The organism is Micromonospora sp. NPDC005161 (assembly GCF_053599855.1).
This window is the reverse complement of the sequence record NZ_JBSFYQ010000003.1, coordinates 161,180-188,031: the sequence shown is the minus strand read 5'-3', so window position 1 is coordinate 188,031 and position 26,852 is coordinate 161,180. Positions and strand designations below refer to the sequence as shown.

Annotated in this window: 22 protein-coding genes and 4 pseudogenes; 16 read left to right on the top strand and 10 right to left on the bottom strand. The window is 71.8% G+C overall.

All coding sequences use genetic code 11. The features are described 5' to 3' along the window. Positions 1-16 precede the first annotated feature (16 nt). Both ACWD5O_RS04665 and ACWD5O_RS04660 read left to right on the top strand, forming a co-directional pair. The gene (locus ACWD5O_RS04665; RefSeq protein WP_450084589.1) at positions 17-748 is read left to right on the top strand and encodes a cytidylyltransferase domain-containing protein; all 732 of its coding nucleotides are present in this window, start codon (positions 17-19) and stop codon (positions 746-748) included. Beyond that, the gene (locus ACWD5O_RS04660) at positions 745-1,797 is read left to right on the top strand and encodes a PseG/SpsG family protein (protein WP_450084667.1); all 1,053 of its coding nucleotides are present in this window, start codon (positions 745-747) and stop codon (positions 1,795-1,797) included. The genes ACWD5O_RS04665 and ACWD5O_RS04660 overlap by 4 nt, the downstream gene beginning before the upstream one ends. 57 nt (positions 1,798-1,854) lie before the next feature. Here the strand turns inward: ACWD5O_RS04660 and ACWD5O_RS04655 are convergent, their stop codons facing one another. Then, a complete protein-coding gene (locus ACWD5O_RS04655) occupies positions 1,855-3,828 on the bottom strand; it encodes a hypothetical protein (RefSeq protein ID WP_450084588.1) in 1,974 nt (657 codons plus the stop codon). A 191-nt stretch (positions 3,829-4,019) separates the two neighbouring features. Here ACWD5O_RS04655 and ACWD5O_RS04650 point away from each other — a divergent pair, with 191 nt between their 5' ends. The 3 genes and pseudogenes from ACWD5O_RS04650 to ACWD5O_RS04640 all read left to right on the top strand — a co-directional run bounded on the left by ACWD5O_RS04650 (position 4,020) and on the right by ACWD5O_RS04640 (position 5,977). Then, positions 4,020-4,628, top strand: a complete 609-nt coding sequence (locus ACWD5O_RS04650) for an alpha-ketoglutarate-dependent dioxygenase AlkB (RefSeq protein ID WP_450084666.1) — start codon at positions 4,020-4,022, stop codon at positions 4,626-4,628. Positions 4,629-4,715: 87 nt separating this feature from the next. Continuing rightward, positions 4,716-5,183 (top strand): annotated as a pseudogene (locus ACWD5O_RS04645) (glycosyltransferase family 2 protein); the annotation flags it as partial. Positions 5,184-5,281: 98 nt separating this feature from the next. Next, positions 5,282-5,977 (top strand): hypothetical protein, encoded by a 696-nt coding sequence (locus tag ACWD5O_RS04640; protein ID WP_450084673.1) that lies wholly within the window; start codon positions 5,282-5,284, stop codon positions 5,975-5,977. A 54-nt stretch (positions 5,978-6,031) separates the two neighbouring features. Here the strand turns inward: ACWD5O_RS04640 and ACWD5O_RS04635 are convergent. The 4 genes and pseudogenes from ACWD5O_RS04635 to ACWD5O_RS04620 form a co-directional block, all read right to left on the bottom strand. Beyond that, a pseudogene (locus tag ACWD5O_RS04635) lies at positions 6,032-8,113 on the bottom strand (DNA gyrase subunit A); the annotation flags it as partial. 393 nt (positions 8,114-8,506) lie between these two features. Further along, positions 8,507-9,397 (bottom strand): annotated as a pseudogene (locus ACWD5O_RS04630) (LAGLIDADG family homing endonuclease); the annotation flags it as partial. Positions 9,398-9,400: 3 nt separating this feature from the next. After that, positions 9,401-9,802: pseudogene (locus tag ACWD5O_RS04625) on the bottom strand (DNA gyrase subunit A); the annotation flags it as partial. Between the two features lie 32 nt (positions 9,803-9,834). Then, positions 9,835-11,892, bottom strand: a complete 2,058-nt coding sequence (locus ACWD5O_RS04620) for a DNA gyrase/topoisomerase IV subunit B (protein WP_450084587.1) — start codon at positions 11,890-11,892, stop codon at positions 9,835-9,837. A gap of 276 nt (positions 11,893-12,168) precedes the next feature. On the opposite strand from ACWD5O_RS04620, the gene ACWD5O_RS04615 reads away from it, so the two are divergent. The 3 genes from ACWD5O_RS04615 (at position 12,169) to ACWD5O_RS04605 (ending at position 15,533) form a co-directional block, all read left to right on the top strand. After that, positions 12,169-12,900: a hypothetical protein gene (locus ACWD5O_RS04615; protein ID WP_450084586.1), complete on the top strand. Its 732-nt coding sequence runs from the start codon at positions 12,169-12,171 to the stop codon at positions 12,898-12,900. Between the two features lie 398 nt (positions 12,901-13,298). Continuing rightward, complete coding sequence (locus ACWD5O_RS04610) at positions 13,299-14,555, top strand: hypothetical protein (RefSeq protein WP_450084665.1); 1,257 nt, start codon at positions 13,299-13,301, stop codon at positions 14,553-14,555. A gap of 114 nt (positions 14,556-14,669) precedes the next feature. After that, entirely contained in the window at positions 14,670-15,533 is an 864-nt protein-coding gene (locus ACWD5O_RS04605) for an alpha/beta hydrolase family protein (protein WP_450084585.1), read from the top strand. A gap of 42 nt (positions 15,534-15,575) precedes the next feature. On the opposite strand, the gene ACWD5O_RS04600 is transcribed toward ACWD5O_RS04605, so the two are convergent. Then, positions 15,576-15,746, bottom strand: a complete 171-nt coding sequence (locus ACWD5O_RS04600; RefSeq protein ID WP_450084584.1) for a hypothetical protein — start codon at positions 15,744-15,746, stop codon at positions 15,576-15,578. A gap of 199 nt (positions 15,747-15,945) precedes the next feature. On the opposite strand from ACWD5O_RS04600, the gene ACWD5O_RS04595 reads away from it, so the two are divergent. Then, positions 15,946-16,575, top strand: coding sequence for a hypothetical protein (locus ACWD5O_RS04595; RefSeq protein ID WP_450084583.1), 630 nt, complete (start codon positions 15,946-15,948; stop codon positions 16,573-16,575). Between the two features lie 166 nt (positions 16,576-16,741). After that, complete coding sequence (locus ACWD5O_RS04590) at positions 16,742-17,113, top strand: hypothetical protein (RefSeq protein ID WP_450084582.1); 372 nt, start codon at positions 16,742-16,744, stop codon at positions 17,111-17,113. Between the two features lie 54 nt (positions 17,114-17,167). On the opposite strand, the gene ACWD5O_RS04585 is transcribed toward ACWD5O_RS04590, so the two are convergent. Continuing rightward, positions 17,168-18,097 carry a DUF72 domain-containing protein gene (locus ACWD5O_RS04585; protein ID WP_450084581.1) on the bottom strand — a complete coding sequence of 310 codons (930 nt, stop codon included), beginning with the start codon at positions 18,095-18,097 and terminating at the stop codon, positions 17,168-17,170. A gap of 132 nt (positions 18,098-18,229) precedes the next feature. Here ACWD5O_RS04585 and ACWD5O_RS04580 point away from each other — a divergent pair, with 132 nt between their 5' ends. The 3 genes from ACWD5O_RS04580 to ACWD5O_RS04570 all read left to right on the top strand — a co-directional run bounded on the left by ACWD5O_RS04580 (position 18,230) and on the right by ACWD5O_RS04570 (position 20,446). Next, positions 18,230-18,733, top strand: coding sequence for a DinB family protein (locus ACWD5O_RS04580; RefSeq protein WP_450084580.1), 504 nt, complete (start codon positions 18,230-18,232; stop codon positions 18,731-18,733). Between the two features lie 123 nt (positions 18,734-18,856). Then, the gene (locus ACWD5O_RS04575; RefSeq protein ID WP_450084579.1) at positions 18,857-19,738 is read left to right on the top strand and encodes a hypothetical protein; all 882 of its coding nucleotides are present in this window, start codon (positions 18,857-18,859) and stop codon (positions 19,736-19,738) included. Between the two features lie 12 nt (positions 19,739-19,750). Beyond that, the gene (locus ACWD5O_RS04570) at positions 19,751-20,446 is read left to right on the top strand and encodes a Pr6Pr family membrane protein (RefSeq protein WP_450084578.1); all 696 of its coding nucleotides are present in this window, start codon (positions 19,751-19,753) and stop codon (positions 20,444-20,446) included. Between the two features lie 14 nt (positions 20,447-20,460). Here the strand turns inward: ACWD5O_RS04570 and ACWD5O_RS04565 are convergent, their stop codons facing one another. Together ACWD5O_RS04565 and ACWD5O_RS04560 are read right to left on the bottom strand one after the other, a co-directional pair. Then, positions 20,461-22,542 (bottom strand): amylo-alpha-1,6-glucosidase, encoded by a 2,082-nt coding sequence (locus tag ACWD5O_RS04565; protein WP_450084577.1) that lies wholly within the window; start codon positions 22,540-22,542, stop codon positions 20,461-20,463. Next, on the bottom strand, positions 22,539-22,928 hold the full coding sequence (locus ACWD5O_RS04560; RefSeq protein ID WP_450084576.1) for an SCP2 sterol-binding domain-containing protein: 390 nt from the start codon (positions 22,926-22,928) through the stop codon (positions 22,539-22,541). Before ACWD5O_RS04560 ends, ACWD5O_RS04565 begins: the two co-directional genes overlap by 4 nt. Before the next feature lie 67 nt (positions 22,929-22,995). On the opposite strand from ACWD5O_RS04560, the gene ACWD5O_RS04555 reads away from it, so the two are divergent. Continuing rightward, on the top strand, positions 22,996-23,163 hold the full coding sequence (locus ACWD5O_RS04555) for a hypothetical protein (RefSeq protein ID WP_450084575.1): 168 nt from the start codon (positions 22,996-22,998) through the stop codon (positions 23,161-23,163). Positions 23,164-23,182: 19 nt separating this feature from the next. Here ACWD5O_RS04555 and ACWD5O_RS04550 read toward each other — a convergent pair whose 3' ends face one another. Beyond that, complete coding sequence (locus ACWD5O_RS04550; protein WP_450084574.1) at positions 23,183-23,692, bottom strand: mycothiol transferase; 510 nt, start codon at positions 23,690-23,692, stop codon at positions 23,183-23,185. 77 nt (positions 23,693-23,769) lie between these two features. Between ACWD5O_RS04550 and ACWD5O_RS04545 the strand changes: the two genes are divergently transcribed. Further along, positions 23,770-24,285: a 2'-5' RNA ligase family protein gene (locus ACWD5O_RS04545; protein WP_450084573.1), complete on the top strand. Its 516-nt coding sequence runs from the start codon at positions 23,770-23,772 to the stop codon at positions 24,283-24,285. Positions 24,286-24,467: 182 nt separating this feature from the next. Further along, positions 24,468-26,849 carry a hypothetical protein gene (locus ACWD5O_RS04540; protein WP_450084572.1) on the top strand — a complete coding sequence of 794 codons (2,382 nt, stop codon included), beginning with the start codon at positions 24,468-24,470 and terminating at the stop codon, positions 26,847-26,849. Positions 26,850-26,852: the final 3 nt, after the last annotated feature.

Genomic DNA, 26,852 nt, shown 5'->3' with positions numbered 1-26,852 from the left:
CCGGACGGGGGTGCCGGTGATGCGGATCGTTGGGATCGTGCAGGCCCGGATGGGCTCGTCCCGGTTGCCGGGCAAGGTGCTGCGACCGCTCGCCGGCCGCAGCGTGCTGGGCCGGGTGGTCCGGGCCGCCCGGGACAGCGGGGTGCTCGCCGACCTGGTGGTGGCGACCAGCACGGACACGGTCGACGACGCGGTGGCCGCCGAGTGCGACCGGCTCGGCGTGCCGTGCCACCGCGGCCCGGTCGACGACGTGCTGAGCCGGTTCATCGGCGCGCTGGACGCGCACCCCGGGGACGCGGTCATGCGGTTCACCGCCGACTGCCCGCTGCTCGACCCGGAGATCATCACGCTGGTGGCCTCGGTCTACCGGGCGGTACCCGGGCTGGACTACGCGAGCACGTCGATCGCGCGCACACTGCCACGCGGACTGGACGTCGAGATCATCCGCGCCGACGCGCTGCGGACGCTGGACCGGCTCGCCACCGAGCACCACCGGGTGCACGTCACCTCGTACGCGTACACCCACCCGGAGCTGTTCCGGGTGCTCGGGGTGACGCTCGCACCGGACCGGTCCGGACTCCGGCTCACCCTCGACACCGAGCAGGACTGGACGCTGGTACGCGCGGTGACCGACCATTTCGGCGACGTCAGCGTGCCGCTGGCCAAGCTCGCCGACTGGCTCGACGAGCAGCCGGCGCTGCGCGCGCTCAACGCGGGCGTACGACAGAAGCGACTGGAGGAGTCCTGAGCACGTTACGCGTCGGGTTGCGCTGCGACGCCGGGCCGCGGCGCGGCGTCGGCCACCTGGTCCGCTCGCTGGCGTTGGGCGAGGAGTTCCTGGCCCGCGGCAGCCGCGTCGACATGTTCGGCGCCGTCGAGGGGGTCGGCTGGGCCGCCGCACAGCTCGCGGCGCGGGGCATCCCACTGCACCCGGGTCCGCGGACCGTCGCCGACCTGGTCGAGACGGCCCGCCGGCACCAGCTCGACGTCATGGTCGTCGACTCCTACGACCTCGAACCGGCCGCGGCGGGCGCGCTGCGCGCGGCGGGTGTCCTGACCCTCGCCGTGGTCGACGGCGACACCCGGGGTCAGGACGCCGACCTGTACCTCGACCAGAACTTCGGCACGGACATCGCCGTGCCTGCGCGGCGGCTGCTCGCCGGCGCCCGGTACACGCTGCTGCGGGACTCGGTGGTGGCGGCCCGGCCGCCGGCGCCACCGCCCGCGGCATCGGTGAGCCGTCCCCGGGTGCTGGCCTTCTTCGGCGGCACCGACGCGGTCGGCGCCGCACCCGTGCTCGCCAGGGTGCTGCTGTCCACCGGACACCCGATGGACCTGACCGTCGTGGTGGGTCGGCCCGAGGTGGAGGCCGAGCTGGCGACCGTGACGACGGGCCGGGGGCAGTCGCTGCGCCCGGTGCCGCCCACCGACGAGCTGCCGGCCCTGATCGGCGCGGCGGACCTGGTGGTCAGCGCCGCCGGCACCTCCACCTGGGAGCTGTGCTGCCTCGGTGCGGCCGCCGCGCTGGTCTGCGTGGTGGACAACCAGCGCGAGTCGTACCGCCGGGTGGTGGAGCACGGCCTGGTCGCCGGCCTCGGTGAGCTGCCGGAACTGGCCGCCGGCGGGATGGCCGGGCGGGCGGCGCGGGCGGCCGCCGCGCGGACCCTGACCGCGCTGCTCACCTCCCCGGCCCGCCGTGCGACCCTCTCCGCCCGGGCCTGGTCCACGGTGGATGGGCTGGGCCGACGCCGGGTGGCCGACGCCGTGCTGCAGGCCCGCGCCGCCACACCGGCCTGACCGGCACCGCGCGACCTCGCCGGGTCGCCGTACCCGCTCTCGCTGCGGCGACCCGGGTCAGCGCAGCGGTTCGAGTGTCACCCGCGAACGCAGCTCCGGACGTTCGGCGAGCAGCCGCTCGACCACCGCCGCGGCCTCCGGCCCCGTGGTCAGGAAGCGGATCGGCCGCCGCTCCCGCTCGACCACCGCCGCGGCGCGGGCCGGTTCAGCGAGCGGCAGGTTGTAGAACGCCGGCGCGGACGCGCCGTGGGTGCCCTGCAGGGTGGCGAGGAAGAGTGTCTCCAGGTAGCCCTCCCGCCGGTGGTCGCTGACCACCACGGTCACCTCGCCGTCACGTACCGGCGCCTGGGCCAGCGCGCGGGCCGTCACGTCGGCCTGCCGGGGCCGCGCCAGCAGCCCCGACCACCAGGCGGCCGACCAGGTGGTGCTGCGGTTGCCGAACGGCTGGGCGAAGATCCCGCCGCCGCGCGCCAGACCGGCGATCCCCGCCGTCCCGACCACCAGCGAGAGCGCGACGAGCACCCGGGCGAGGACCGCCGGGAGGGCGCCGGGGCGGCGGGCCGCCGCGACGCGCGCCGGCGGTGGCCGCAGCAGCAGCCCCGCCCCCGCGCCGATGAGCAGGACGACCAGCAACAGGTGCAGGGTCTTGCCGTAGTAGTAGCGCGGATCGGTGCCGAGCCCCCGGAAGTAGACGAGGAAACCGACGGCGAAGGCCAGCGCCGCGGCCAACGCACCCGCGTACCGGCGCCACACCGGCAACCGCAGGCCGCCGGCGAACAACCCGGCGCCGATCACCGCGGTCAGCGCCAGGTAGGCGTCGTAGCGCGGAAACACCCCGCCACCGGTGGCGACGTTGTCGACCTGGTCGGTGAAGAGGAGGCCGGCCACACTGGGCAGCGGGGTGAGCACGGCGGTCACCACCGCGACCGTGACGAGCAGCCACGATCGCCGGCGCACCGCCCGCCGGTGCCGGACCAGCCAGGCCAGCACCAGCACGCCGACCACCGGCAGGAACATCAGGTACGCGAAGCCCACGCCGACGCAGAGCGCCCCGAGCAGGCAGAGCTGGGTGCCGGTCCGGGCCACCGGCCGGCAGACCAGCGCGATGAGGATCGCGGTGAGCGCCAGGCCGAGGCTCTCGCCCGGGTAGCCGTAGACCACGAACCGGGTGAGCTCGGAGCCGAGGGCGAGCGCGGTGACCACGCCGGCCAGGCCGAACGCGCGGACCGGGTTCAGCAGCCGGCCGGCGATCCGGCCGGCGGCCCAGACCACGGCCAGCACCAGCAGCGCGTACGCGGAGATCGCCCAACCCAGGTAGTGGTCGAGGGTGCTCGCCGGTCCCCCGGCGGCGGTCGACGAGCGCAGGAAGGTGTCCAGCAACGCGGCCGTGACGTGGAAGCCCTGCGGGTAGTAGACCATCGCCTCCGGTGCGATCCGGGCCGCGGCGTCGGGGTCGGCGAAGAGGTAGCCGCCCACCGCCCGGATTCCCTCGACGGCCGCCAGGTGCCGGCTGTTGTCCTCGCCGACCATGGCGTACGCCAGCCGGCCGGCCAGACCGTCGGCGCGCAGATAGGGCCACGCCAGCGCCAGGCCGGACAGCACCGCGGCGGCCACCGGCGCCAGGTCGGCCGGGACCGGCCGGGGAAGGCGCGGCCGGCGGCCGGTGAGCAGGCCGAGCCCGAGCAGCGCGGTCAGGGCCGTGCCGGCGACGGGCACCGGGTGCAGACCCCACGGCCAGAACGAGAAGAGCAGCGCCGCGGCGCAGACCGCGCCGACCAGCAGCGCCACGGCCAGCACCAGCCGGTCGAGCAGGGTGCGCCCGACGCGCAGCAACCCGGCCGTCAGCAGCAGCACGAGCGGCGGCAGCAGCCCGGCGAGCCCGAGGGCGTACGCCAGCACCGGGACGACCCAGGCGGCGGCGAGCCCCGCCGCGATCAGGAGCGCCCGCCGGCGGGCCGGGACCGGTGGCGGCTCCACCGGCGAAGCCGTCGATCGGTCCGCCACCGACAGGCTGGTGGAACTGCTCTGCACTGGTCGTCTCCTCGCGACACCGCCCGCCCGGACCGGACGGAGCCGCCTCACGCTAGGGCCGCTCCGACGATGTCCGACGACACCGACATGTGCGCGAGGTGACCAGCGGGCGAAAAGACTCCCCGGTCGTACACCTGTACCAACACGGCGGGTAGGGTGAGCGTGTGTCCGGGCCCGCCTACCAGCCGTCGATGCTGGATCTCGCCGCCGCGGAGCCGTCGCTCGGCCCGCTGGCCGGGCAACTGCGTCGGCGACAGCTCTCCCGGGGCGCCTGGGTGGACCACCTGCCCGGCTGGGTCTCCGGCTCGGACGCCATCTTCGACACCCTGCTGCGGGACGTGCCCTGGCGGGGCGAACGACGGACGATGTACGACACCGAGGTGGCGGTGCCCCGCCTGCTCTCCTGGTACGGGCCGGACCGGCCGCTGCCGCACCCGCTGCTGACCGAGGCGCGCACCGCGCTCACCCGCCACTACGCCCCCGAGTTGGGCGAGCCGTTCGTCACCGCCGGCATGTGCCTCTACCGCTCGGGTCGGGACAGCGTCGCCTGGCACGGCGACACCCATGGCCGCTCCGCGCACACCGACACGATGGTCGCCATCGTCTCCTTCGGCGCGCCGCGGCCGCTGCTGTTGCGCCCGCGCGGCGGGGGCGCGAGCCTGCGGTTCCCGCTCGGGCACGGCGACCTGGTGGTGATGGGCGGCTCCTGCCAGCGCACCTGGGAGCACGCGATCCCGAAGACCGCCCGGCCCGTCGGCCTCCGGGTCAGCGTCCAGTTCCGGCCCGTCGGCGTCGCCTGAGGCGCGCAGCGGCGGCGCGCGAGAGGCAGGCCGAGCGGATCGACGAGATCGTCCGCTCGGCCGCCCGGCCCAGCCGTTCGGCCCGGGGTGCCCAGGGCCGGGGCCGGTTTGGTCCTTTCGAGCAGAGAACGGGAGATCGAGGTCACGGTGCTGCTGCCGTGCCTCAACGAGGCTGAGACGCTGGAGACCTGCGTCCGCAAGGCACTGCGCTCGCTCGAGGAGTGCGGCGTCGTCGGGGAGGTGCTGGTCTCCGACAACGGTTCCACCGACGGGTCACAGGAGATCGCCGAGCGGGCCGGTGCCCGCGTGGTGTCCGCACCGATCCGCGGCTACGGCGGCGCCCTGCTCAACGGAATCGAGCAGGCCCGCGGCCGGTACGTCATCATGGCCGACGCGGACGACTCGTACGCGTTGTCGGACCTCGGGCCGTTCATCGAGGCGCTGCGCGCCGGGCACGACGTGGTCATGGGCAACCGGTTCCGCGGCGGGATCGCGGCCGGCGCCATGCCGCCGCTGCACCGGTACCTGGGCAACCCGGTGCTCAGCTGGCTCGGTCGGGCACTCTTCGGCCTGCGCGAGGTCCGGGACTTCCACTGCGGCATGCGCGGCTTCGACACCGAGCGGACCGGGCGCTCGGGCTCTGCATGCCGGGCATGGAGTTCGCCTCCGAGCTGGTGGTGCGCGCCGCGCTGGCCGGCTACGACGTCGTCGAGGTGCCGACCATCCTCGCGCCGGACGGGCGGTCCCGGCCGCCGCACCTGCGCACCTGGCGGGACGGCTGGCGGCACCTGCGGTTCCTGCTGGTGTTCGCCCCGCGCAAGACCCTGGTCCGGCCGGGCGCGGCGCTCGCCCTGCTCGGGCTGGTCGGCGTCGGCGCGCTCACACCGGGCCCGCTGTCGCTGGGCTCGGTCCAGCTCGACGTCAGCACCCTGGTGTACGCGTGCCTCATGGTGATCGTCGGGGTGCAGCTCATGCTCTTCGGCGGACTGGCCGAGATCTACGGCCGGCAGGAGCGGCTGGTCCCCCGGCGCGCGTCGGACCGGTGGATCCGCCTCCTGCGGCTGGAGACCAGCGTCACCACCGGTCTGCTGCTCGCCGCCGGCGTGGCGGGCACCGTCGGCGCCGTCTCGTACTGGGGGCTGGACGGCTTCGGCGACCTCAACCCGGGCGACACCCTGCGGGTGGTGCACCCGTCGGCCACCGCGATCGCGCTCGGCGTGGTGGTGCTCTTCTCCGGGCTGGTCGGCAGTCTCCTCACGCTCCGCCCGGCCTACCCGGCACCGACAATCGTCCGGCAGCCCGGGGCTGAGCGGGAGCGGGAGCGGGAGCGGGTCCCCAGCGGCACCTGATCGACCCCGCCCCGACCCCCCTCGGGTGGGGGGTCGGGTCAGGCAGGAGGCGGGTCAGTCGCGTTCGACCAGGTGGCCGACCACCGTCGGGCCGAGCATCACGGCGAAGCCGGAGCCGTCGCGGCGCGGGTCGGCGGCGGGCAGCTCGACCGGTTCACCGGTGCCGGTCGCGCCCACGGGCCGCGGCCCCACCCAGGCGACGACCACGTCCGTCTCGTCCTTGAGGAAACGGTGCGCGCGCACGCCGCCGGTCGCCCGACCCTTCGCCGGGTACGCCTTGAACGGCGTCACCTTGACCGTCGCCCCGGTGGAGGTGACCACCATCGGCTCACCGTGCCCCGGGTCGTCGGTGCGCACCGCGCTGAAGAAGACCACCCGGGCTCCGGCGGGCAGGTTGATGCCGGCCATGCCGCCACCCTTGAGGCCCTGCGGGCGGACCAGCCCGGCGGCGAAACGCAGCAGCGACGCCTCCGAGGTGACGAAGGTCAGCGTCTCGGCGCCGTCGGTCAGCCAGGTCGCCCCGACCACCTCGTCGCCGTCCCGCAGGCCGATCACCTCGAACTCGTCGGAGCGCACCGGCCACTCCGGCGCGCAGATCTTCGCCGCGCCCTGCCGGGTGCCGAGCGCCAACCCCGGCGAACCGTCCGCCGGCCCGCCGAGCGGGGCCAGGCCGACCACCGTCTCCCCCGCCTCCAGCGGCACCAGCTCGGCGGCGGACATCCCACCCCGCAGCGACACCGTGCCCGCCTGCTCGGGCAGCACCGGCAACGGCAGTACGTCGATCTTGAACGCCCGGCCGGCGCTGGTCACCAGCAACACCCGACCACGGGCGGTGGAGTGCACGATCGCGCGGACCGTGTCGTGCTTGACCCGGCCGTTGCGGCGACGCCCCTCGGCGCTCTCCTCCGACTCGGCCGCGGTACGGGCGACCAGCCCCGTCGCGGAGAGGATCACCTGACACGGGTCGTCGGCGACCTCCAGCGGCCCGGCCGGCGCGGACGCCGCCAGCACCTCCTTGAGGTCGCCGTCGACCAGCGTGGTCCGCCGCTCGGTGCTGAACTGCTTGACCACGGCCGCCAGCTCATCGGAGACCAGCTTCTTGAGCACCCGGTCGTCGTCGAGGATCGTGGACAGCTCCGCGATCTCCGTACGCAGCCGCTCCTGCTCGGTCTCCAGCTCGATCCGGTCGAACTTGGTCAGCCGGCGCAGCGGAGTGTCCAGGATGTAGGTGGCCTGGATATCGGAGAGGCCGAACTGGCTCATCAGACCGTCCTTGGCGGCCTGCGCGTCGTCACTGCCCCGGATCAGCCGGACCACCCGGTCGATGTCCAGCAGTGCGATCAGCAGGCCGTCGACCAGGTGCAGCCGCTCCTGACGCTTGCGGCGGCGGTACGAGCTGCGCCGGGTGACCACCTCGTACCGGTGGGCCAGGAACACCTCCAGCAGCGCCTTCAACCCGAGGGTGCGGGGCTGCCCGTCCACCAGCACCAGGTTGTTGACGCCGAACGACTGCTCCAGCGGGGTGAGCCGGTAGAGGTCGGCGAGCAGGGCCTGCGGGTTGACCCCGACCTTGCACTCGACGACGAGCCGGGTGCCGCTCTCCCGGTCGGTGAGGTCCTTGACGTCGGCGATGCCGGTCAGCCGCTTGGTCTTGGTGACCTCGTTGGTGATCGCCGCGATGACCTTCTCCGCGCCGACGCCGTACGGCAGCTCGACCACGGTGATCGCTTGGCGTCCCCGGCTGCCCTCGAGGGGGCCGATCTCCACCTTGCCGCGCATCCGCACCACACCGCGCCCGGTCTCGTACGCCCGGCGCACCTCGTCCAGGCCGAGCAGCACGCCGCCGGTGGGCAGGTCGGGGCCGGGAACGAACTCCATGAGCTTGTCCAGAGTGGCGTCCGGGTGGTTGATCAGCCAGCGGGCGGCGGTGACCACCTCGGCCAGGTTGTGCGGGATCATGTTGGTGGCCATCCCGACCGCGATCCCGGACGCGCCGTTGACCAGCAGGTTGGGGAAGGCGGCCGGCAGCACGGTCGGCTGGGTCAGCGAGCCGTCGTAGTTGGGCTCGACGTCGACGGTGTCCTCGCCCAGCTCACCGACGAGCAGCATCGCCTCGCGCGACATCCGCGCTTCCGTGTTGTGGTTTACGAAACCGCCGGCGATGAAGGAATGGTCCTCGGAATTGACACGCACCGAGTAGACCTCGGCCGGCTCGCTAGGCGTCACCTCGGTGACGCGCTCGAACCGGTACCCAGAGTCCATGATCGGAAGGATGGTCGCCAGGAGCTCTGGATTCTTGATGCGATCGATGATGCGGAGGCGCTCGGTCTCCCATCGCTCGACGCGATCGAAGTTGTGCGTCGTAAGCCACTTGCGTCCGCTACCGCGGCGGTCGAAGTCCAAGGTGTCTCGCACGTACGTGGCAACGAACGGGACGTGGTCTTTGCTGAGCCGATGCGGACGCAGCGGTGCGTGTCGCAGAACCTTGTCCAGCTTTGCCTGCTTAGTGCGGAGGAATCCCACGCGGTTGGCGAATGCTTTGATGTTTCGCAGACCGGAAATCACCAAACGGTGCTCGACCGAGCCGCTGGGACGTGTGTAGCGGCGCCAGCAGGCAACGACACCGAATTCCGCGAGCAGCTCTTGGGCCTCCCTGGTGAGTCGCTCACTGTAGCTGGTGTACTGGACGGTGAAGCTGTCCTTGGCGACGCGCACCCCGCCGTCCCCCTCGAAGAGGGCCATGAGGAAGGCACGCTTGACGCCCCAGCCACCGTTCCAGACGAACTGCGGGACGAACTTGTCCCGGGCCTGATGCCCGATGAACTCGGCCAACGGACTTGCGCGGAACGCGTCCATACCGCCGACATAAGGCTGAACATCAATTTCCTGAATGCGCTTTCGGTCGCGACGGGTCTCTCTCTCGCTGACGTAACGCCGCCCACCAACCACTTGGTCGTACGCGTGCAGGACCTCACCGAAGAAGTGCTCGTCGGTGTTGTTGAATCCGGCTCTGGACTCATTCGCGAAGCCCTCGGACGCCCACGCCCCGCCGAGAACGCCCAGCGAATACTCACGAGCTGTGGGAATGACCTGGGACCAGGCATTTCGTGCCACACAGACGATCGAGTCAACTGCGAGTTCGTCGAGCCGTCGCCACTGGAAGAGGGGAACACCCAGGGGTGACTCAAGACAGAGCACCAGGTGATTCTCGCTGCCTCGGAGCGAGAATCCGGCTTCCGTGGCGATCCGGATCGTCGGATGGACGCCTGAGTTGAACACCTTGTCAACATGGACGGCTTTACCGTCCTTGTCGAGCACCTCGAAGTCGGCTTCGGCTTCGCTGTCTGACGGGAGGTTCACCAGGTCAGCGATCCGAGGGCTGGTGCCGTCCGCAAGTCGGATGCGGGTATCTCCGGTAATGCAGTATCTCGAGGCGGCCGGGCCATCGTCTGGAGATCCAAAATTTCCATGCCCGTCGATGAGCGGCACGTTGAGCGAGAAGTCCTGCGCGAGACGCACCATGGCGTCGTAAATCGCCGTGTCGCCGTGTGGATGGTACTTGCCCATCGCATCACCGACAATTCGGGCAGACTTCACATGCGCGCGGTCGGGGCGGTAGCCCTGCTCGTACATCGACCAGAGAATGCGCCGGTGCACGGGCTTGAGGCCGTCGCGGGCGTCGGGCAGGGCACGGGAGTGGATGACCGAGAACGCGTACTCCAGGTAGGAGTCGGAGACCTCGGTGACCAGCGGATTGTCGAAGACCCGCGCGCCGGCCTGGTCGAACGAGGAGAGATCGACCTTGTTTTCCTTGCGGCGTGCCATGACTCAGCTTTCCCCTCGGACGGTACGCGTGCTCATGCGTCGATCGCCTCACGGTCGACCCGGTCGGCGGAGTCGATCAGCCAGTTGCGGCGCGGCTCGACCTTCTCCCCCATCAGCAGTTCGAGGATCCGCTCGGCGGCGTCCACGTCGTCGAGGGTGATCCGGCGGACGGCGCGGGTGGCCGGGTTCATCGTGGTGTCCCACAGTTCGTCGGCGTCCATCTCACCGAGGCCCTTGAACCGCGGGATCGGGGTGACGATCTGCTTGCCGGACTTCTCCAGCTTGCGGACCGTCGCCTCCATCTCGGCCTGGGTGTAGGTGTAGGTGGTCTGCGGGTTGCGCCCCTTGGTGGTGATCTTGTGCAGGGGTGGCATCGCGGCGTAGAGCCGACCGGCCTCGATCAACGGCCGCATGTACCGGGCGAAGAGGGTGATCAGGAGCGTACGGATGTGCGCGCCGTCCACGTCCGCGTCGGCCATGATCAGCACCCGGCCGTAGCGCAGTGCGGACAGGTCGAAGGTGCGCCCCGATCCGGCGCCGAGCACCTGGACGATCGCCGCGCACTCGGCATTGTCCAACACCTGCTGGAGGTTGGCCTTCTGTACGTTGAGGATCTTGCCCCGGATCGGCAGCAGCGCCTGGTATTCCGAGGAGCGGGCCATCCGGCTCGTCCCGAGGGCGCTGTCGCCCTCGACGATGAAGAGCTCGCTGCGGTCGATGCCGATGGCCCGGCAGTCGACCAGCTTCGGCGGCATCGACGCGCCCTCCAGGGCGGTCTTGCGCCGCGCGGCGTCCTTCTGCTGCTTCTGGGTGAGCCGCACCCGCGCCGCGTCGACGATCTTCTGCAGCACGGTGCGCGCCTCGGCCTTGGTGCGCTTGTCTTCCAGCCACGCCTTGATGTGTGCGTCGATCAGGGTCTGGATCACCTTGGTGATGCCGGTGGTGGACAGCTCGTCCTTGGTCTGCGAGGTGAACTGCGGCTCGGGGAGCCGCACGTGCACCACCGCGGTCATCCCCTCCAGGACGTCGTCCAGGGTGGGCGGCTCCTCCTTGGCCTTGAGCAGCCCGCGGGTGTTGCGGACGGCGTCGGCGAGGGTGCGCGCCAGGGCCCGCTCGAAGCCCTTGCGGTGCGTGCCGCCGTGCGCGTTGCGGATGGTGTTGGTGAAGCACTCGACGGTGCGCTCGTAGCCGGTGCCCCAACGGAACGCCACCTCGACCTCGGCGCGGCGCTGCACGTTGGACTGCATGACGCCGTTGGCGTCGGCGGCGTTCTCCCGGTACGTCCCCTCGCCGGTGACCAGCAGGGTGCCGGAGACCGGGCGGTCGCCGGCCGGGGCGAGGAATTCCACCATGTCGCTGAGCCCGTTGGGGTAGTGGAAGGTCTCCTCGGCGGGCGCCTCGCCGGTGAGGTCGCGCAGCAGGTATCGCACGCCGGGGACCAGGAAGGCGGTGTTGCGCAGCTTCATCCGGACCGCGTCGACGTCGAGTGCCGCGCCGGTCTCGAAGTAGCGGGCGTCGTGCCACCAGCGGATCGAGGTGCCGGTGGACTGCCTGCGCTTCATGGCGCCGACCACCTGGAGCCCGGGGCCGGCGGTGAACGGCGCGTCCGGCCCGTCGCCGTCGAAGATCCCCGGCACGCCGTGCCGGAAGGACATCGAGTGGATCTTGCCTGCGCGGCGGACGGTCACGTCGAACCGGCGGGACAGCGCGTTGACCGCGGACGCGCCGACGCCGTGCAGGCCGCCGGAGGTCTTGTAGCCGGAGCCGCCGAACTTGCCCCCGGCGTGCAGCCGGGTGAGCACCAGCTCGACGCCGGAGATGCCGGACTTGGCGTGCACGTCGGTGGGGATGCCCCGGCCGTCGTCGTCGACCTGCACCGAGCCGTCGGCGTGCAGCGTCACCTCGACGTTGGTGGCGTGACCGGCGACACCCTCGTCGGTGGAGTTGTCGAGGATCTCGTTGACGAGGTGACCCACGCCACGGCTGTCGGTGGAACCGATGTACATGCCGGGCCGCTTGCGGACGGCGTCCAGCCCCTCAAGGTGGGTGAGGTCATCGGCCCCGTACAGGGTGTCAGGCTCTGCGGTCAACTGGTCGTACTCCCCGGTCTCGGCGGTGTGCTGCCGGTCACCGGCGACATCAGCCGGCGTGGCGCGCCGCAGCGAGCCTAGCCCGAGGCTAGGACAACTCCCGGAGGACCTACGCGACCCGCCGTGCCTCGGGCCGCCGGACGTGAGCCAACGAACAGGCCGCAGCCGGTTCCGACCGGTCGGCCGGCGGCGGTCGCGGGGCCACGGAGGGGCCGTTCGGTCGGTACGCTGACCGGCGATCGCGCCCGGCACGCGCCGGCGCGGGGCGGGAGCCGCATGGACGAGGACAGGACGACTCGCGACACTTACCGGCGCGCCATCGGCACGCGGGCCCGACGGTGGCTGCTCGCGGGCACCCTGCTGGCGGGGCTGCTCGCCGCCGTGGCCGTGACCCCCGCGATGGACCCCGCCGACCGCACGTTCGCCGGTCTCTCGGACACGGTCCAGAGCCTGATGTCGGTCATGACGCCGCTCTTCGGCATCCTCCTGGTGCGCGACCTGCGACGGGCGCCCGACGCTGTCCGGGTCATCCCCACGGTGCTCGCGGTGGGGCTGCCGGCCGTCGTCATCGGCGTCGTCGGGGTGCTGATCTGCGCGGCGACGCTCGCTCTCACCCCGGCCGACGTGGCCGACGATCCGTGGCGGCACGTCGGAACGATCGCGGTGGGCAGCGTGCTGGTACAGGTCGTCGCCGGGCTGGTGGGCACCGGGCTGGGCCTGCTGCTGCGGTCGACGGTGGTCGCGTTCCTCGCCACGATCGTCCTGCCGTTGGGTCTGTTCGGGCTGTTGGGCGCGGTGGACGCTCTCCGTCCGGCGCAGGTGTGGCTCACCCCGTTCGGCAGCGTGCGCAACCTGCTCTCCGGGGACATGAGCGTGCTGCGGTGGACGCAGTGGTTCTGCGGACTGCTGGTGTGGGGTGTCGGTCTGAACGCCGTCGGTGCGGTGGCGCTGAGGCGTCGCGAGCAGCCCGACCGTGCGCTCAGTGCGGCAGCAGACGGGGACGGGTGAAGTTGGTGTTGTCCGCGATCGCGTCGACCTGTGAGAGCGGGTCGGCTTCGAGGTAGACGCTTGCGGCGGCAAGGTAGCGGAGGTCGTTCAGCTCGGGCGGAACGCGAACACACCGTCCACGATGAGCACGGCGTCGGGGGGCGCCTCGGTGACCACGTCGGTGTGCGTGCGTTGCGTGAGTGGGTCGCGCAGGCAGAGCACGCGGGCTCCGGATCCGGCCGGCCCGGCGGGTTCCAGCAGCAGGGCTCGGATCGCCGGCAGGTGGAGACCGAACGGTGCACCGGGGCGGGCGTGTCTTTCATCGAACGATTCCGCTACGGGCCATTGACGCCCGTCGCGCGGGGGTGATCTGATCGCGCTCTCAGAGAATCTTTCATCTTTCGATGGATGGGAGCCCCATGGCCAGGTTCCGGCGTACCGCGCTCGCCGCGGCACTCACGATTGTCACGGCGGCGCTGTCGACCGCCGTCGCGCTGCCCGCCCCCGCGTCCGCCGCGCTCCCCACCGCCGCCGTGGCGCTCGGTGACAGCTTCATCAGCGGCGAGGGCGCCGGGGCGTACACCCCGGTCGTCGACGTCAACGGTGTCGCCCAGGGCTTCCCCGGCTGGACGGCGCCGAACAACAACGCGTTCTTCTGCCACCGTTCGGCGAACGCCTCGTTGAACCAGGCCAACCTGCCGGGCATCCAGAACCGGTTCAACCTGGCCTGCTCCGGCGGGCAGCCACACGACATCGCCAACGCCTCCCAGGCGCGGGCCAACGGCCGTACGGTGGCCTCGCAGCTCAACCAGCTCCGTGCCGTCGCGCAGACCCAGGACATCGACCTGGTGCTGATCGGCCTGGGTTCCAACAACAGCTCGTTCACGTTCGGCAGCGTGGCGGAGAAGTGCGCCAACCGCTTCATCGCCGACGCCTGGACGGGCTGGTGGGAGTTCTGGGCGTACCTGGGCGGCCCGGTGGAGCAGAAGCCGTGCACCGACGCCGACCTGGCCACCGCCGCGCAGCTCAGCGCCGCGACCGCGGAGACCACCGCCGCGGTACGACAGCTGCTGACCACCCTCGACCAGGTGGACGCGGACGGGCAGCACCGGATTGTGTTCCAGGACTACACCAACCCGCTGCCGATGGACCTGAACTCGACGTTCCACACCGAGGACGGCCGGGACGACACTCGGGACAAGTTCCGTGACCTGGGAGCCGAGCGGTACGCGGCAGGTTGCCCGATCCACCGGGCCAGCCTGATGCCCGGACACCGCTTCTCGCAGGGCCTCGGCACCCTGGTGAAGTCCACCCGGGACACCCTGGCCGCCGAGTTCCCCGCCGCCGACCTGGTCTACCTCAACGTGCAGCGGGCCTTCGACGGCGCGCGGCTCTGTGAGTCGTCGACCAGCCCGACCGGCGCGCTGGCCACCCCGATCCGGCTGCAGGACAGCCCGAACGGCACCTTCGTCACCAGCCTCTCCGGCAAGGACAAGATCGCGATCCAGCGAATCGCCAACACCTGCGTCAGCTACTTCCAGACCTGCCAGGAGTCGTGGCACCCGAACGCCACCGGGCACCAGGTGCTCGGCCAGTGCCTCAGCGGCGCTGCCACCACCAGCGCCCGGGCGGTGGCCTGCGTGCGGGCGAGCAACGGGACGATCTCGGTGTCCTGACCGGAATCGTCCCCGGAGGCCCCGCCATCCGGCGGGGCTTCCGTCGCGTCCGGACGGAATGAGAGCGGGCAGCGGCGGCTACCCGCCGGTAATGTCGGCCCGTAAGCTGGGCCCGTGAACGGGGACACGGAGTACGCGCAGGAATTCGTCGACGTCGACGGCGGTCGGCTCGGCGTGCAGGTGTATCCGGAGCCGGCCGGTCCGGCGGGTGCGCCGGTGGTGGTGATCTGGCCGGCGATGGGGGTCCGGGCCCGCTACTACCGGCCGTTCGCGGCCGCGCTGCGCGCCGCCGGGCTGGCGGTGGTCGTCGTCGACCTTCGCGGCACCGGGACGAGCACCCCCGCGCCGAGCCGCGCCGACCGGCACGGCTACAGCGAGCTGGCCAGCGACGTCGGCACCGTACTGGCCGCGCTCAAGCCGCGGCTGGACGGGCGTACCCGGCTGCTGCTGGGGCACTCGCTCGGCGGGCAGGCCGCACTGCTGCACCTCGCCCTGCACGGTGGTGACTCGGTGGACGGGCTGGCGCTGGTCGCGGTCGGCGTCCCCTACTGGCGAAGCTATCCGGGCCGGCGCGGCCTCGGCGTGCTGCCGTACACCCAGGGGATCGCCGCGACCGCGGCGCTGCTCGGGGTCTGGCCGGGCTGGGGTTTCGGGGGCCGGCAGGCCCGCGGGGTGATCAGAGACTGGGCGTACACCGCGCGGACCGGCCGGTTCCCCCAACTGGACGCCACGGACACCGAGACGGCGGTGCGCGCGGTACGAACACCGGTGCTGGCGGTCAGCGTGGACGACGACCAGTACACACCGCACGAGTCCATGGACCACCTCTGCGCGAAGCTCACCGCGGCCCCGGTGACCCGGGAGCGGTACACAGTGGCACAGGCCGGCGCCGCGCTCGACCACTTCACCTGGGTCCGTGCGGCCACCCCGCTGGCGCGGCGGATCGCCGGTTTCGCCAGCGACCTGCCGCCCCGCTGAGCCGCACCGGCCGGGCCGTCGATGGCCGCCCGACCGACCCGCTCACTCCTCCTCGTGCAGCGGCACGAGCTTGCCGTCGCGCTCCACCCGGACCTCACCGTGGTCCTTACGCGGCGCGGCCTCCGCGGTGTTCTTGTGTGGGTCGTTGTCCGGGTGCATGAGCACCGCGTCGGTCTTCGGGGTCTTCTCCCGGCTCTCGTCCGGCTGCGACATCCCGTTCCCCTCTCCGTCAGCGTCCCCCCAGCATCTACCCGCCACCGACCGGACGACTCCTGCCGGCGGCGGTCCGGCACCGCCGCGACCCCGACGTCCCCGACGTGCCGACCCGACGCCGGATCGGCACGCACGGGGCGGGGTTAGCCGCCCGGGCGGCGGGTAAGCCGCAGCGCCCGACACGGCGGAAGGGGATCAGATGTCCGAACGGCATACCGCACTGCGCTCGATGCACGATCTGGGTCTGGCGGCCTGGTTCGGCGGCTCCCTCATGGGAGCGCTCGGCGTCAACGGCGCGGCGGCGAAGATCAGTGATTCCACCCAGCGGCTCCCGGTCGCCTCGGCCGGATGGTCCAAGTGGACCCCGGTCAACGCGGCCGCGATCGGCGCCCACCTGGCCGGAGCGGTCGGCGAACTGGTGACGGAGAGTCCACGGGTGGCCGGTCAGTCCGGTGTCGCCCGCGCCAGCACCATCAAGACCGCGCTGACGATCGGCGCGCTCGCGGTGACCGGCTACAGCCGGTTGATCGGCATGCGGTTGGAAAAGGCGGGCGCCCCACCGGTGAACGGCGCCACCGAGCCGAACCACCAGACACCGGCCAGAGTTGCCGCCTCGCAGCGGCAGATGAGGCTGCTCCAGTGGGCCATCCCGGCGCTGACCGGGACCCTGGTGGTGGTCACCTCCTACATGGGTGAGCAGCAGAAACCCAGCCAGGTGTTCCGGGGGATGCTCGGCCGGGCCGGCATGCTGATGAGCGCCCCGAAGGGGATGGCGAAGATGGCGGGCATGAACGCCGGCAAGCGGCAGATGGCGATGGCCGGGCGCTGAGCGCCGGGCTGGCCGGCGTCCCGCCGGCACCTCGACGGCGGGGCGCCGGCCGGCTCGGCGCCGCCGTTACGACCGGGCACGCCGGGCGGCCGCGACCGGGCGAGCCGGACGGCCCGGGGAGGGCAATCGTCCGCCGGTAGCGGCGGACCCGACGAGCGGGGTGGCCATGACGGCGCACGAGGGACCCAGTGGCAGCGGCGACCGGCTGGAGCCGGAGGCGGTCGAGCCGTGGAAGGCCGAGGACGGCTTCGACGCCGAGCCGCCCTGGGGCGTGGATGAGCACTCGCCGATGGACGAGGGCAGCGAGGAGACGGCGGTGCCCGAGGGGCAGCGGGGTGATCGCCGCGCCGGCGCCCCGGCGGGCCGGTCCGGCCCGGCCGGCCGGCACGACTTCGGCTCGGTGGAACCGACCCGTACCACCGCGGCCGGACCCGGCGCGCCCCCGGACCCGGCACCCAGCCGCCGCTCCTTCCCGGACGATGCGGACATCGACGAGCGGGCCCAGGACGCGCTGCGGACCCGAGGCCGGCGCTCCTGACGGCACCACCTGCCGTCGCCCGGACCGGGACCCCCGGGCGCCGGCACCCGACCCTCAGCCGGTCGACGTGGCGCGGGCCGGGACAGTCTGGCGTTCCGGCCCGGCTCCGTGAATGTTCTCGGCGAGCAGTTGCGCCAGCCGGGTGGCGTCGCGCTGTGCCTGACCGGCGCAGCAGTTGTTGAACAGCACGTGCAGCTCGTCGGCCGGGCCGGCCAGCTCGGCCAGCAGCCCGGCCCAGTGCCGCAGCTCCTGCTCGGCGTACGCGTAGCGGAACTTGTCCTGCTTGTCGCCGTCGCGCCAGGCATCGCTGTGGCCGTGGAACCGGACGATCGCCGGCTCCGCCGTGGTGGTCAGGATCGGCGGCACCGATGACGGGTGGCCCTGCGGCATGTCGACGCAGACCAGCGAGAGGTCGTGCGCGCGCAGCAGATCCATCGTGGCCGGTGCCGCCGCTTCGTCGAACCAGGACCCGTGCCGCAGCTCCACGGCGACCCGCCACGGCCGGCATCGCCGCGCCAGCTCGGCGATCCGGCGTTCGGCGGCGGCGCCGCGTACCAGCCACGGCGGGAACTGCAGCAGCACGACACCCAGCTTGCCGGCCGCCGCGATCGGGTCCAGCGCCGCCCGGAACCGGGACCACAACTCGTCGTACGCCCGCTCCGGCAGGTCGCGGCGACGGATCCGGCTCGGGCCGGCGGCCGGGCGCAGGTCGCGAGGCAGCGCGGTGACCGGCGTCGGGTGACCGGTGAAGAGGCTGAACGCCTTGACGTCGAAGGTGAACTCGCCCGGTGTGGCGTCGACCCAGCCCTGCGTGACCTCCGGCGCGGGGATCGCGTAGTAGGAGGTGTCCACCTCGACCAGTGGGAACCGGCCGGCGTAGTAGGCGAGTCGGCCGGCGGGGGTGTTGGCCGAGCGCGGGTACCACCCGGAGCGCAGCAGCGACTGGTCGGCCCAGGACGACGTGCCCACCTTAATCACACCCATGTCATTCAGTGGACCGCTCCGCGCCGGGATCGGCAACCGCTGGCGGCCCGCGCCGCCGTCGTTTCGGATCCGGGATTGTCGGTGCCGACTCCTACGCTGGCACCGAGCGGACATCGACGGAGAGGTGGCACCATGACCAGCACCGAGCAGCTGACCGGGGAGCGGGCCGACCTGCTGCAGACACTGCGCCGACACCGGGGTTTCCTCCTGCACACCGTCGACGGGCTGACCGACGAACAGGCGTCCACCTGCAGCACGGTCAGCGAGCTCTGCCTCGGCGGCCTCATCAAGCACGTGGCCGGCACCGAGCAACGGTGGATGCTCTTCGCCGTCGGCGGCGCGGAGGCGATGCAACGCGAGGAGATCGACTGGGCGGGCCAGTTCCGGATGACGCAGGGCGAGACCCTTGCCGGGCTCGTCGAGCGGTTCCGGCAGGTTGCCGACCAGACCGACGAGCTGATGGCCACCCTCGACCTGGACGCGGCGCACCCGCTGCCGCAGGCGCCCTGGTTCGAGCCGGGGGCGAGCTGGACGGTCCGTCGGGTGCTGCTGCACCTGATCGCCGAGACGTCTCAGCACGCCGGGCACGCCGACATCCTGCGCGAGGCGATCGACGGCACCAAGACCATGGGCTGAGCGGGCCGACCGGCCACCGGCGTTCGCCAGCGGTCCCCGTCGTCCACCTCGCGTGTCACCCCGGTTCCGCCCCGCGCGGGCGGATGTGACACCGCGCAGGTGGGCGGCGCTGAGGGACACGAGATGAACGCAGACCGGATGGACCACAAGACCGCCGAGCGGCTGCTCGGCGGGTCCGTCGAGCCATCGGCCGGGCCACGACCGGTCGTGCTGCTGCTGATCGCGGCACGCGCCGCGCCGCGCCCCGCGGAGCTGGCCGGTGAGGACGTCGCCGTGCTGGCCTTCCGTCGGGAGCGCCACGGCCGCCTCCGTGGCGAGTCCGCCCAGCAGGCCGGGGAGGGCGTCGCACCGGCCGGTTCCCGACCGACCGCCGGCCGTTCACGCCGCCTCGCCCGGTTCGGCGGCAGGGCCGCCGTGGCGGCCCTCGCCCTGGCCGTTGGCGGCGGGGTGGCGTTGGCGGCCACCAACGGCCCTGCGCCCCGTCCACCGCGCCCGCCCATGGTCACCGTGCCGGCGCCCACCGGTCCACCCGCCGTGCCCGCCCCAGCCACGGGTGGTGGGCAGCTCATATCGGGCGCACCGGACACGAGCGGGCCGGTGCCGCCCACCTCGGTCGCCGCTGAGGTGGCGGGCCTGTGCCGGGTGTACCAGGCGGGCGCCGGGGACGACCACGGCCGGGCCCTCGACAACCCGGCCTTCTCCGGCCTGATCGCCGCCGCCGGTGACCGGCAGCGGGTGGCCGACTACTGCGTGCGGGTCCTGGCCGCCGAGCCGGCGCAGGGCCGGGCGACCGACAAGCGACCAGGGACCACGCCGAGTCGGCGCCCACAGCCGCCCGGCCCCGGGACAACCGACCCACCGCTGCCGGACCGGACCGCACCCCACCGGGCAACGGCCGGCACTCCCCGCCGGGCGGCCCACCGACCTGACCGGCCGGGACGCCCGCTGGCGACTCCCCCGCCTCGTGCGGCTCGTCCAGCTGAGCACGGGTCGCCCGTGGACTGATAACTTGCCCCGATGAGTCTGCGGCGGCGACGCGCGGCGGCGGTCCTGCGCCTGGTGGTGGTGCTCAGCGTGCTGGCCGGGATCGCACTCACCGCGCTCGGCCCGGCCACCCTCAGCGGGCTCCTGCCGTACTTCACCATCCAGAGCAACGTCGCGGTCGGCGCTCTCGCGGCGTACGCAGGCCTCAGCGCGTGGCGGGACCGACCCGATCCACCGTCGGCGCTACGCGGCGCGGTCACCCTCTACATCACCATCACCGGCGTGGTCTACCACCTGGTGCTTGCCAACCCGGCCAGTCCGTTCGCGATGGCCCAGCCGGACCGGGCCGCCGGCGAGGCACTCGGCAACCAGTTGCTGCACACGGTGGTGCCGCTGCTGGCGGTCGCCGACTGGGTGCTCTTCGACCAGCGCGCCAGGCTGCGCCTGCGGTACGCGGCCTGGTGGCTGGCGTTTCCACTGGGCTACCTCGGTTTCGCCCTCCTGCGGGGGCTGGTCGTGCACCGCTACCCGTACCCGTTCCTGGACGCGGGCGAGCTGGGCTACGCCGGGGTGGCGATCAGCGCGCTCTCCTTCGCCGTCGCGTTCTGGCTGCTCGGCCTGCTCTTCGTCGGCATCGACCGCACGTTCGCCCGGCGCACCGCCACCCGACCCACACCGACCGTGCACGGTACGCAGGAAGTAGGCGTCACCGCCGACGGCGTGCCCTGACGCACCTTCCGCGATCACCGAAGTCGACGACGGGCGATGGTCATGGGGGAACGGTCTCCGGCGTACGCGTCGGTGAGACCCCAACGGCCCGGGATGTCCAGCAGCTCGACCCTGCCGAAGCCCGCTGGCAGGGCCGGATTGACCAGAAGGTTGTCGCCGGTGGGCCGCAGCCCCAGCAGGGTGCCCAGCAGCATCAGCAGCGCACCCGAGGACCACGACTGCGGACGACCGGCCGCCGGCAGCTGGACGGGGTACTTCGTGGTGCTGCGCTCGTAGCCGGCGATCAGCTCCGGCACCGCCCCGCCGAGCGTCTGCGCCATGTCGAAGATGCCGGCCGCGATCCGGCCCGCGTGCGTGTCGAAGCGGTAATGCCGCAACCCCGCCGCGATCAGGGCGTTGTCCGACGGCCACACCGCCCCCAGGTGTGAGCCCACCGGGTTGTACGGCTGCTGCCCGGTGGCGAAGGTGCGCACCCCCCAGCCGCTGAACAGTCGCGGGCCGAGCAGGTGCTCGGCGACCGCCTCGGCGCGGTCGTCCGCGACGATCCCGCTCCACAGCAGGTGCCCGATGTTGGATGACAGCGCGTCGGTCGGCTCGCCGTACGGGTCCAGCGCCAACGCGTAGTACTCCCGTTCCGGCAACCAGAAGTCCCGGTTGAACCGGTCCTTCAGCTCGGCCGCCTCCCGCTCCAGCCGGTCGGCGTACCCGGGGTCACCCCAGAATTCTCGGGCCAGCCGCGCGCCGCGCCGTTTCGCGTCGTACGCGTAACCCTGCAACTCGCAGGTGGCCCGGGGAAGCGCCGGTTGCCGGCCACCCGCGTCGGTGATCGCGTCCGGGGAGTTCTTCCAACACTGGTTGATCAGGCCGTGCCGCTCGTTGCGACGCTGGTAGCGCACGTACCCGTCGCCGGTCAGGTCGCCGTACTCGTCGATCCAGTCCAGGGCCATCCGGGTCGGGTGGCGCAGCTCGCGGACCAGGTCCGCGTCGCCGGACCAGCGCTCGTACTCGTCGAGCAGGACGACGAACAGCGGGGTGGTGTCCGCCGCGCCGTAGTACAGCGCGTCCGGCCGGTCGGCGAACGCGGCCGACTCGCCGTAGCGGAGCTGGGCGACAATCTTGCCCGGCTCCTCCTCGTGCTCGTCGTCGAGCTGGCCGCCCTGCAACAGCGCCAGCAACCGCAGCGTCGCGGGGGTCAGCTCGGGGGTGAACGCCATGGTCTGCAGGCAGGTGAAGATGCTGTCCCGCCCGCAGAGCCCCATCGCCCAGGGCAGGCCGCCGACCGGCACCCGGGTGTCGTGCGCCAGCGGCAGGTAGCGCAGCGCCGCCAGGTCGGCCAGGCTGCCCCGGTAGGTCTTCTCCAGGCCGTCCCGTTCGGCCACCAACTGTGGGGCACGGTCCATCCAGGCCGCCAGCTCCTCGCGCATCCCTCCGTGTACGTGCTCCCGGTGTGACTCCAGGTCCTTGCGCAGGTCCCGGCCGCCCTCGCCCTGGATGTTCATCGTGACGTGCAGGTCGGTCTCCCACTTCCCCTCGGGCTCGATCCGGATCCGGAACGTCATTCCCCTCTCGTCGACGTCGGCGGGAGCCGTGCTGCTGATGGTGGTTGCGCGGACGAACCGCTCCCGCTCGTACCGCAGCACGAGCTGCCCGCGCGCGGAGTCGGCGGCGACGCCGACGTCCCGTCGCCGCAGTTCCAGGCCCTGAGCGACGTCGGCCAGGTCGGCCAGGTCGGCGAAGTCGTTGCCCATGTCCATCCGCACGGTGAACTCGGCCGGCTCCGCCGAGTGGTTCAGCAACGTGATGCGCTCGTTGAAGCTGTCGTTGATCGAGCGGTGCCGGATGACCGACACGTCGGCGTCGACGTAGTGACTCGCCGCGCCCGGGACCAGGAAGAACCGGGTCTCGAAGTACGTCATGTCGTCGCGGGAGAGCACGTTCAGCTCTTCCCCGCCGACCTTGAGCACCCAGCGCGACAGGAAGCGGGTGTCGAACGAGAAGAGCCCGACCGGACTTCCCGGGTCCTCCGCCACGTCGCCCTGCCCGTCGCTGATCGCGAAGGCGTTGCCCGCGATCACGTGCACCCGTTCGCGGCTCACTGTCGCCCCTTCCGCCCGGCCATCGCGGCCCGACCCAGCTCGCGCGGATGGCGGGCACCGGCCGGCCCGGGGAAGATGCGCCGCAGCAGCAGCAGCAGCTGCAGGTTTCCCTGCACGGACAGCTCGTTGCGCAGCAGCGCCGTCGCCACGTGGGTCTCCCCGCTCGCCAACCGGTCGAAGACCGCCGGGTCGGCGCGGATGACCAGGTCCGCGTCGTCGCTCGACTGGGTCACCCGCACGTGCTGGTCGGCGACGGTCAGGTACCAGTGCTCGGTGCGGCCGTCCTCGCGCGCGTCCAGCCGGAGTGTCCCGGAGGTCGTCTCCGGCAGGTCGGTACGCCGGCCGGAGTCCAGCTGTCGCAGGTATTCCGCCACCGTCGCACCCATCACGTCCCCTCCTTCGCTTCCCCGCAGGATCCCCCGCAACGGGGTGAGGCCGGCTCACCCGGACCGGGTGACGATCACACCGGCTCGACTCCGGGCAGCGGCCGCACGGCACATCGTGCCGCTGCCGGCCGGGATGGATCCGGTGGACGCCGCGCCACTGACCGACGCCGGGCTCACCCCGTACCGGCAGATGCGCGATGGCACGCTGGACGGCCGGGCCGTGATCGTGCCCTGAGCCCGGCGGTCGCCGCCGGTCAGTCGGCTCCGATCAGGCCGCGGACATAGCTGGCCTGGCCGACGTGTTGCAGGTCGTCGTGGGCGACACTGACCAGCCGGACGCCGAGGGTGACCGGTGGATCCCACGCCTCGTCGACCACGCGGTCCAGGTCCGCCGGACGCAGACCGGCCAGGAACGGGCGGGTCCGCCCCGAGACCGCCTCGTAGTAGTCGATCAGCGCCTGCGCGCTCTCCGGCCGCACCGCGGCGACCTGCGCGGGCGAGTGGCCGTAGCCGGTGTCGTCCGGGTCGGCGGTGAGCCCGAACCGGCCCGCCCAGTCGCCACTGACCCAGATCTGGTCGGTGTCGAGCAGGTCGGCGACGTGATCGTCCTGGACGCGGGTCAGGTGCCAGACCAGCCAGCCGATCGTGTTGGCGCCGGGACCGGGCGCCCGATGCAGCTGCTCGGGGGTGAGGCCGTCGACCGCCGCGCGGACGAGGTCGGGCAGGCGGTCGTACGCCTCGGTCAGCAGATCACTCACGTCCACGGGTCACGCCTCCTGGTCTGTCTCCGATCAGGTACCGCCTGAGTCGTCGGGCAAACCTCTGCCGTTACGGTGATCACGTGGTCGCCGCCTTGGAGCTGTATCTGGATCCGGACGCCACCCGGCGGATCCGGGTGCTCTGGGACGCGCTGGAGGCCGAGGGCGTGCAGAGCATGCGTTCGCTGCTGGAGCAGCGCCACCGCCCGCACGTCTCGCTCGCGGTGGCGCCCCGCTTCGACCCCGAGCAGGTCGCCGCGGCGTTGAGCGGCACGGTCGTGGCCGCACCGCTGCGGCTCGACTTCCAGCACGCCGGCCAGTTCGTCGGCCGGGTGCTGTGGCTCGGCCCGACGGTCACCCCGGAGCTGCTGGCGCACCACCGGCTGGTGCACGACCGGCTGGCCGCTGCCGGCATCACCCTGGTCGAGCACTACCAGCCGGGACGCTGGGTGCCGCACTGCACGCTCTCCATGCGCGTACCGAACGTGCTGATGGCCGCCGCGGTGCGCCGCTGCCTGGAGGTGCTGCCGGTTGCCGCGACCGTGGTCGGCGCGGCGCTCACCGACCACGCCCGCGGCATCGCCCACCCGCTGCCCTGACCCCGCTGCCACAAGCCACCGGCGCACCGGTGTCGGAGACACGAGCGCCCTGGAGTCATCGGGGCCCAACTGACCGAAGCCGGACAGTCTGGCATCGCTGTTTCCCCTGGGTGGCAATATCGGGCTTCCTGTACGCCCACATTCCTCAATATCCCGCGCGGACAACGCAGCCCGGAGGGCAGATGTCCTGGGTCCCGACCACACTCGCCCGCACCGTCAGGCGCGCGGAGCGTATTGCCTGTGTCACTGTGCCCGAAATCGGCTCATCGTCCAACGAGGCCAGCCGCGCGGTCGCCGAGAAGTTGGACGCTCACCTCAACGACAAAGACGGAAATGCGCGAGTCGACAACGCCCCCGCGTTCCAACTTCTGAGCTATCTCGAGGCGCTCACCGCTCTGGACCGCGGAGACCACCACAAGGCCGTGTTGGGGTTGTTTCCCACTGCGGCGGCGCGATACGTGGAGCGCGGTTTCGGCAGTGGCAACGGGCGGCCTGATCCATTGCTCGCCAACGCGCTCTTCCTATTCGGGCGCGAATACCTTCGTTACGCCCAGTGGTCACTCTCGGGGGAGTTCTTCTACCATGCGACCACCGCGACCGACAAACCCGAGCTCGCGAGCCGCAATGCGACATTGGCGTTGATCTGCCTCTACAATTCCGACGATCCGGGGACCTACCGCGAGCTGCGATCTCAGATGGACGAGGCGGCGGAAATCAACGAGGCCCTGCGCCGCGTCATCGCCGCCATGGACATCATTCAGATGGGCGATCAACTGCCGAGCGACCTTGACTGGTTCATGCCGTTGTGGAACTTTGGCAGGCTGGCCGGGTCGCTGATCACCGAACGGGCCATCATGGCTCTCAACGACGCGGGCCGCCATGAAGAGGCGCTGGTCCACTGCGACATCACCCAGGAAATCCTGGCGGACACTCCCTCCGAGCACTGGATACACGCAGCGATTCGGCAGCAGCGCGCGCGGGCGCTCTACGGGACAGGCGCTGTTGAGGAGTCGCTGAGCGAGGCCCTGGCAGCGTGGGACCTCTCGGAGGACCTCCGTTATGGAGCCTGTGATCATCCTCTGCGCGAGTCGATGTGGACGCGCTACCTGCCGGCCCGCCAGATCGCGCTGGACTGCGCGGTGCGGAAAGGCAATCCGGAATTGGTCGCCGCGTTCATCGAGAAGGACCGTCTCCGCGCCTCGCTCGCCGCGACACTTGAGACGGTCAGCTCGCCCGGTCCGGTGACCGAGGTCAAGGCGACGAGCCCGGCAGGGTCGGGTGAGGCGTCCGCCGCCGGTCCATCGGAGAACACGGCACCGGCTGCGTTCTTCTCGGCGCTCGAGGACGCCATGAACGCCACGACGCTGGTCCCACCCCCAGCCTCCGCGGGCGGGCACCACCTCCAGGACAGCGTGCCGTGGTGGTTCGGCATCTCCCGATACGGATCATCCGTCTACTGGTCCGTACTGCAGCACGGCGTTCCCCTCGAATGTGGCGTGATCGACCTGACCAGCGACCACAGTCTCAACGATGTGCTCCTCGGCATCGACGCAGATGTGGGAGGGTTCGCCTTCGGCGTCACGTCGGACGGTGCTCCACCAACCTTCGACCCGATACACCACCTCTCCGAATGGGGGACCGCCGACGAACGGATCGCGTCGTTGTCGCTCGGCCGCCTGCTTCCACCGTCCCTCGTCACGGCAATGACGGCGGCGTCCGTCGAGCAACCCGTTGAGCTCGTCATCGCGGCCGGGTCGGGGCTGAGCGGCGTTCCGTGGCCGATCGCGCAGGTCGGCGGAACGGATCGCGACGGGTTCCGGCTCGTGGAACGGGCACGCATCCGACACTCGATCTCGCAGCAGGTCGACGAGCGACGCGCGACCCAATCGCCGAGCGCGCCACTCGACCTCCTCGTGGCTGTCGATGACCCGCAGGGCGATCTCAGCGGATCAAGCGCTTTCCTCGCCTCCAACGCACGTCAATACTTCGGAGCCACGTCCGTCCCTCGCAGCGACGCCAAGGCGGCGCTGCGGGAAGCACTACATGAGGAGTGCGCCGGGCATCCGCCTGGAATTTTCTACTACCGTGGGCACGCCCATTCCTGGAGCGACCCCGCGCGCGCATGCCTCGACCTACCAAAATCGCTCGAACCAGGGGAAGACTCTCTCGCGATCTACGCCGGTGAGTTCTTCGGCCGCTTCGAGGATGGCGGCGCGTACCTGCCTCTGCCATCCCGTGTCGTGCTGTCCTGCTGTTCGAGCGCGGGGCGGTCACTGTTCGGCGGCGAAGCGGTGGGCCTGGCCGCGGCCTGCATTCTCGGAGGCAGGGCACGCGAGGTCGTCGCGACCGGATACGACATTCCGGACAGCTCCTTTGCGACAGCCTTTGACGACCTTCTCGCGGAGGCGATGACCTGTCCGCTCCCCCATGACCTTGCGCTGCGACGACTTCAGCTGCGGATGTACGACGAGTGGCGGATCTTCTCCGTCCGTGGCGGTGTCACCTCGGACGAGGACATCACTCATCCACACCCCATGGTCTGGGCGATGTATCAGGCGATCTAGGGA

Bases quoted from the DNA above. Each gene is read 5' to 3' on its own strand.
- ACWD5O_RS04540 (WP_450084572.1), top strand. From the start codon at position 24,468: ATGTCCTGGGTCCCGACCACACTCGCCCGCACCGTCAGGCGCGCGGAG.
- ACWD5O_RS04650 (WP_450084666.1), top strand. From the start codon at position 4,020: ATGCTGGATCTCGCCGCCGCGGAGCCGTCGCTCGGCCCGCTGGCCGGG.
- ACWD5O_RS04595 (WP_450084583.1), top strand. From the start codon at position 15,946: ATGTCCGAACGGCATACCGCACTGCGCTCGATGCACGATCTGGGTCTG.
- ACWD5O_RS04575 (WP_450084579.1), top strand. From the start codon at position 18,857: ATGAACGCAGACCGGATGGACCACAAGACCGCCGAGCGGCTGCTCGGC.
- ACWD5O_RS04585 (WP_450084581.1), bottom strand. From the start codon at position 18,097: ATGGGTGTGATTAAGGTGGGCACGTCGTCCTGGGCCGACCAGTCGCTG.
- ACWD5O_RS04590 (WP_450084582.1), top strand. From the start codon at position 16,742: ATGACGGCGCACGAGGGACCCAGTGGCAGCGGCGACCGGCTGGAGCCG.
- ACWD5O_RS04560 (WP_450084576.1), bottom strand. From the start codon at position 22,928: ATGGGTGCGACGGTGGCGGAATACCTGCGACAGCTGGACTCCGGCCGG.
- ACWD5O_RS04615 (WP_450084586.1), top strand. From the start codon at position 12,169: ATGGACGAGGACAGGACGACTCGCGACACTTACCGGCGCGCCATCGGC.
- ACWD5O_RS04580 (WP_450084580.1), top strand. From the start codon at position 18,230: ATGACCAGCACCGAGCAGCTGACCGGGGAGCGGGCCGACCTGCTGCAG.
- ACWD5O_RS04640 (WP_450084673.1), top strand. From the start codon at position 5,282: ATGGAGTTCGCCTCCGAGCTGGTGGTGCGCGCCGCGCTGGCCGGCTAC.
- ACWD5O_RS04600 (WP_450084584.1), bottom strand. From the start codon at position 15,746: ATGTCGCAGCCGGACGAGAGCCGGGAGAAGACCCCGAAGACCGACGCG.
- ACWD5O_RS04570 (WP_450084578.1), top strand. From the start codon at position 19,751: ATGAGTCTGCGGCGGCGACGCGCGGCGGCGGTCCTGCGCCTGGTGGTG.
- ACWD5O_RS04610 (WP_450084665.1), top strand. From the start codon at position 13,299: ATGGCCAGGTTCCGGCGTACCGCGCTCGCCGCGGCACTCACGATTGTC.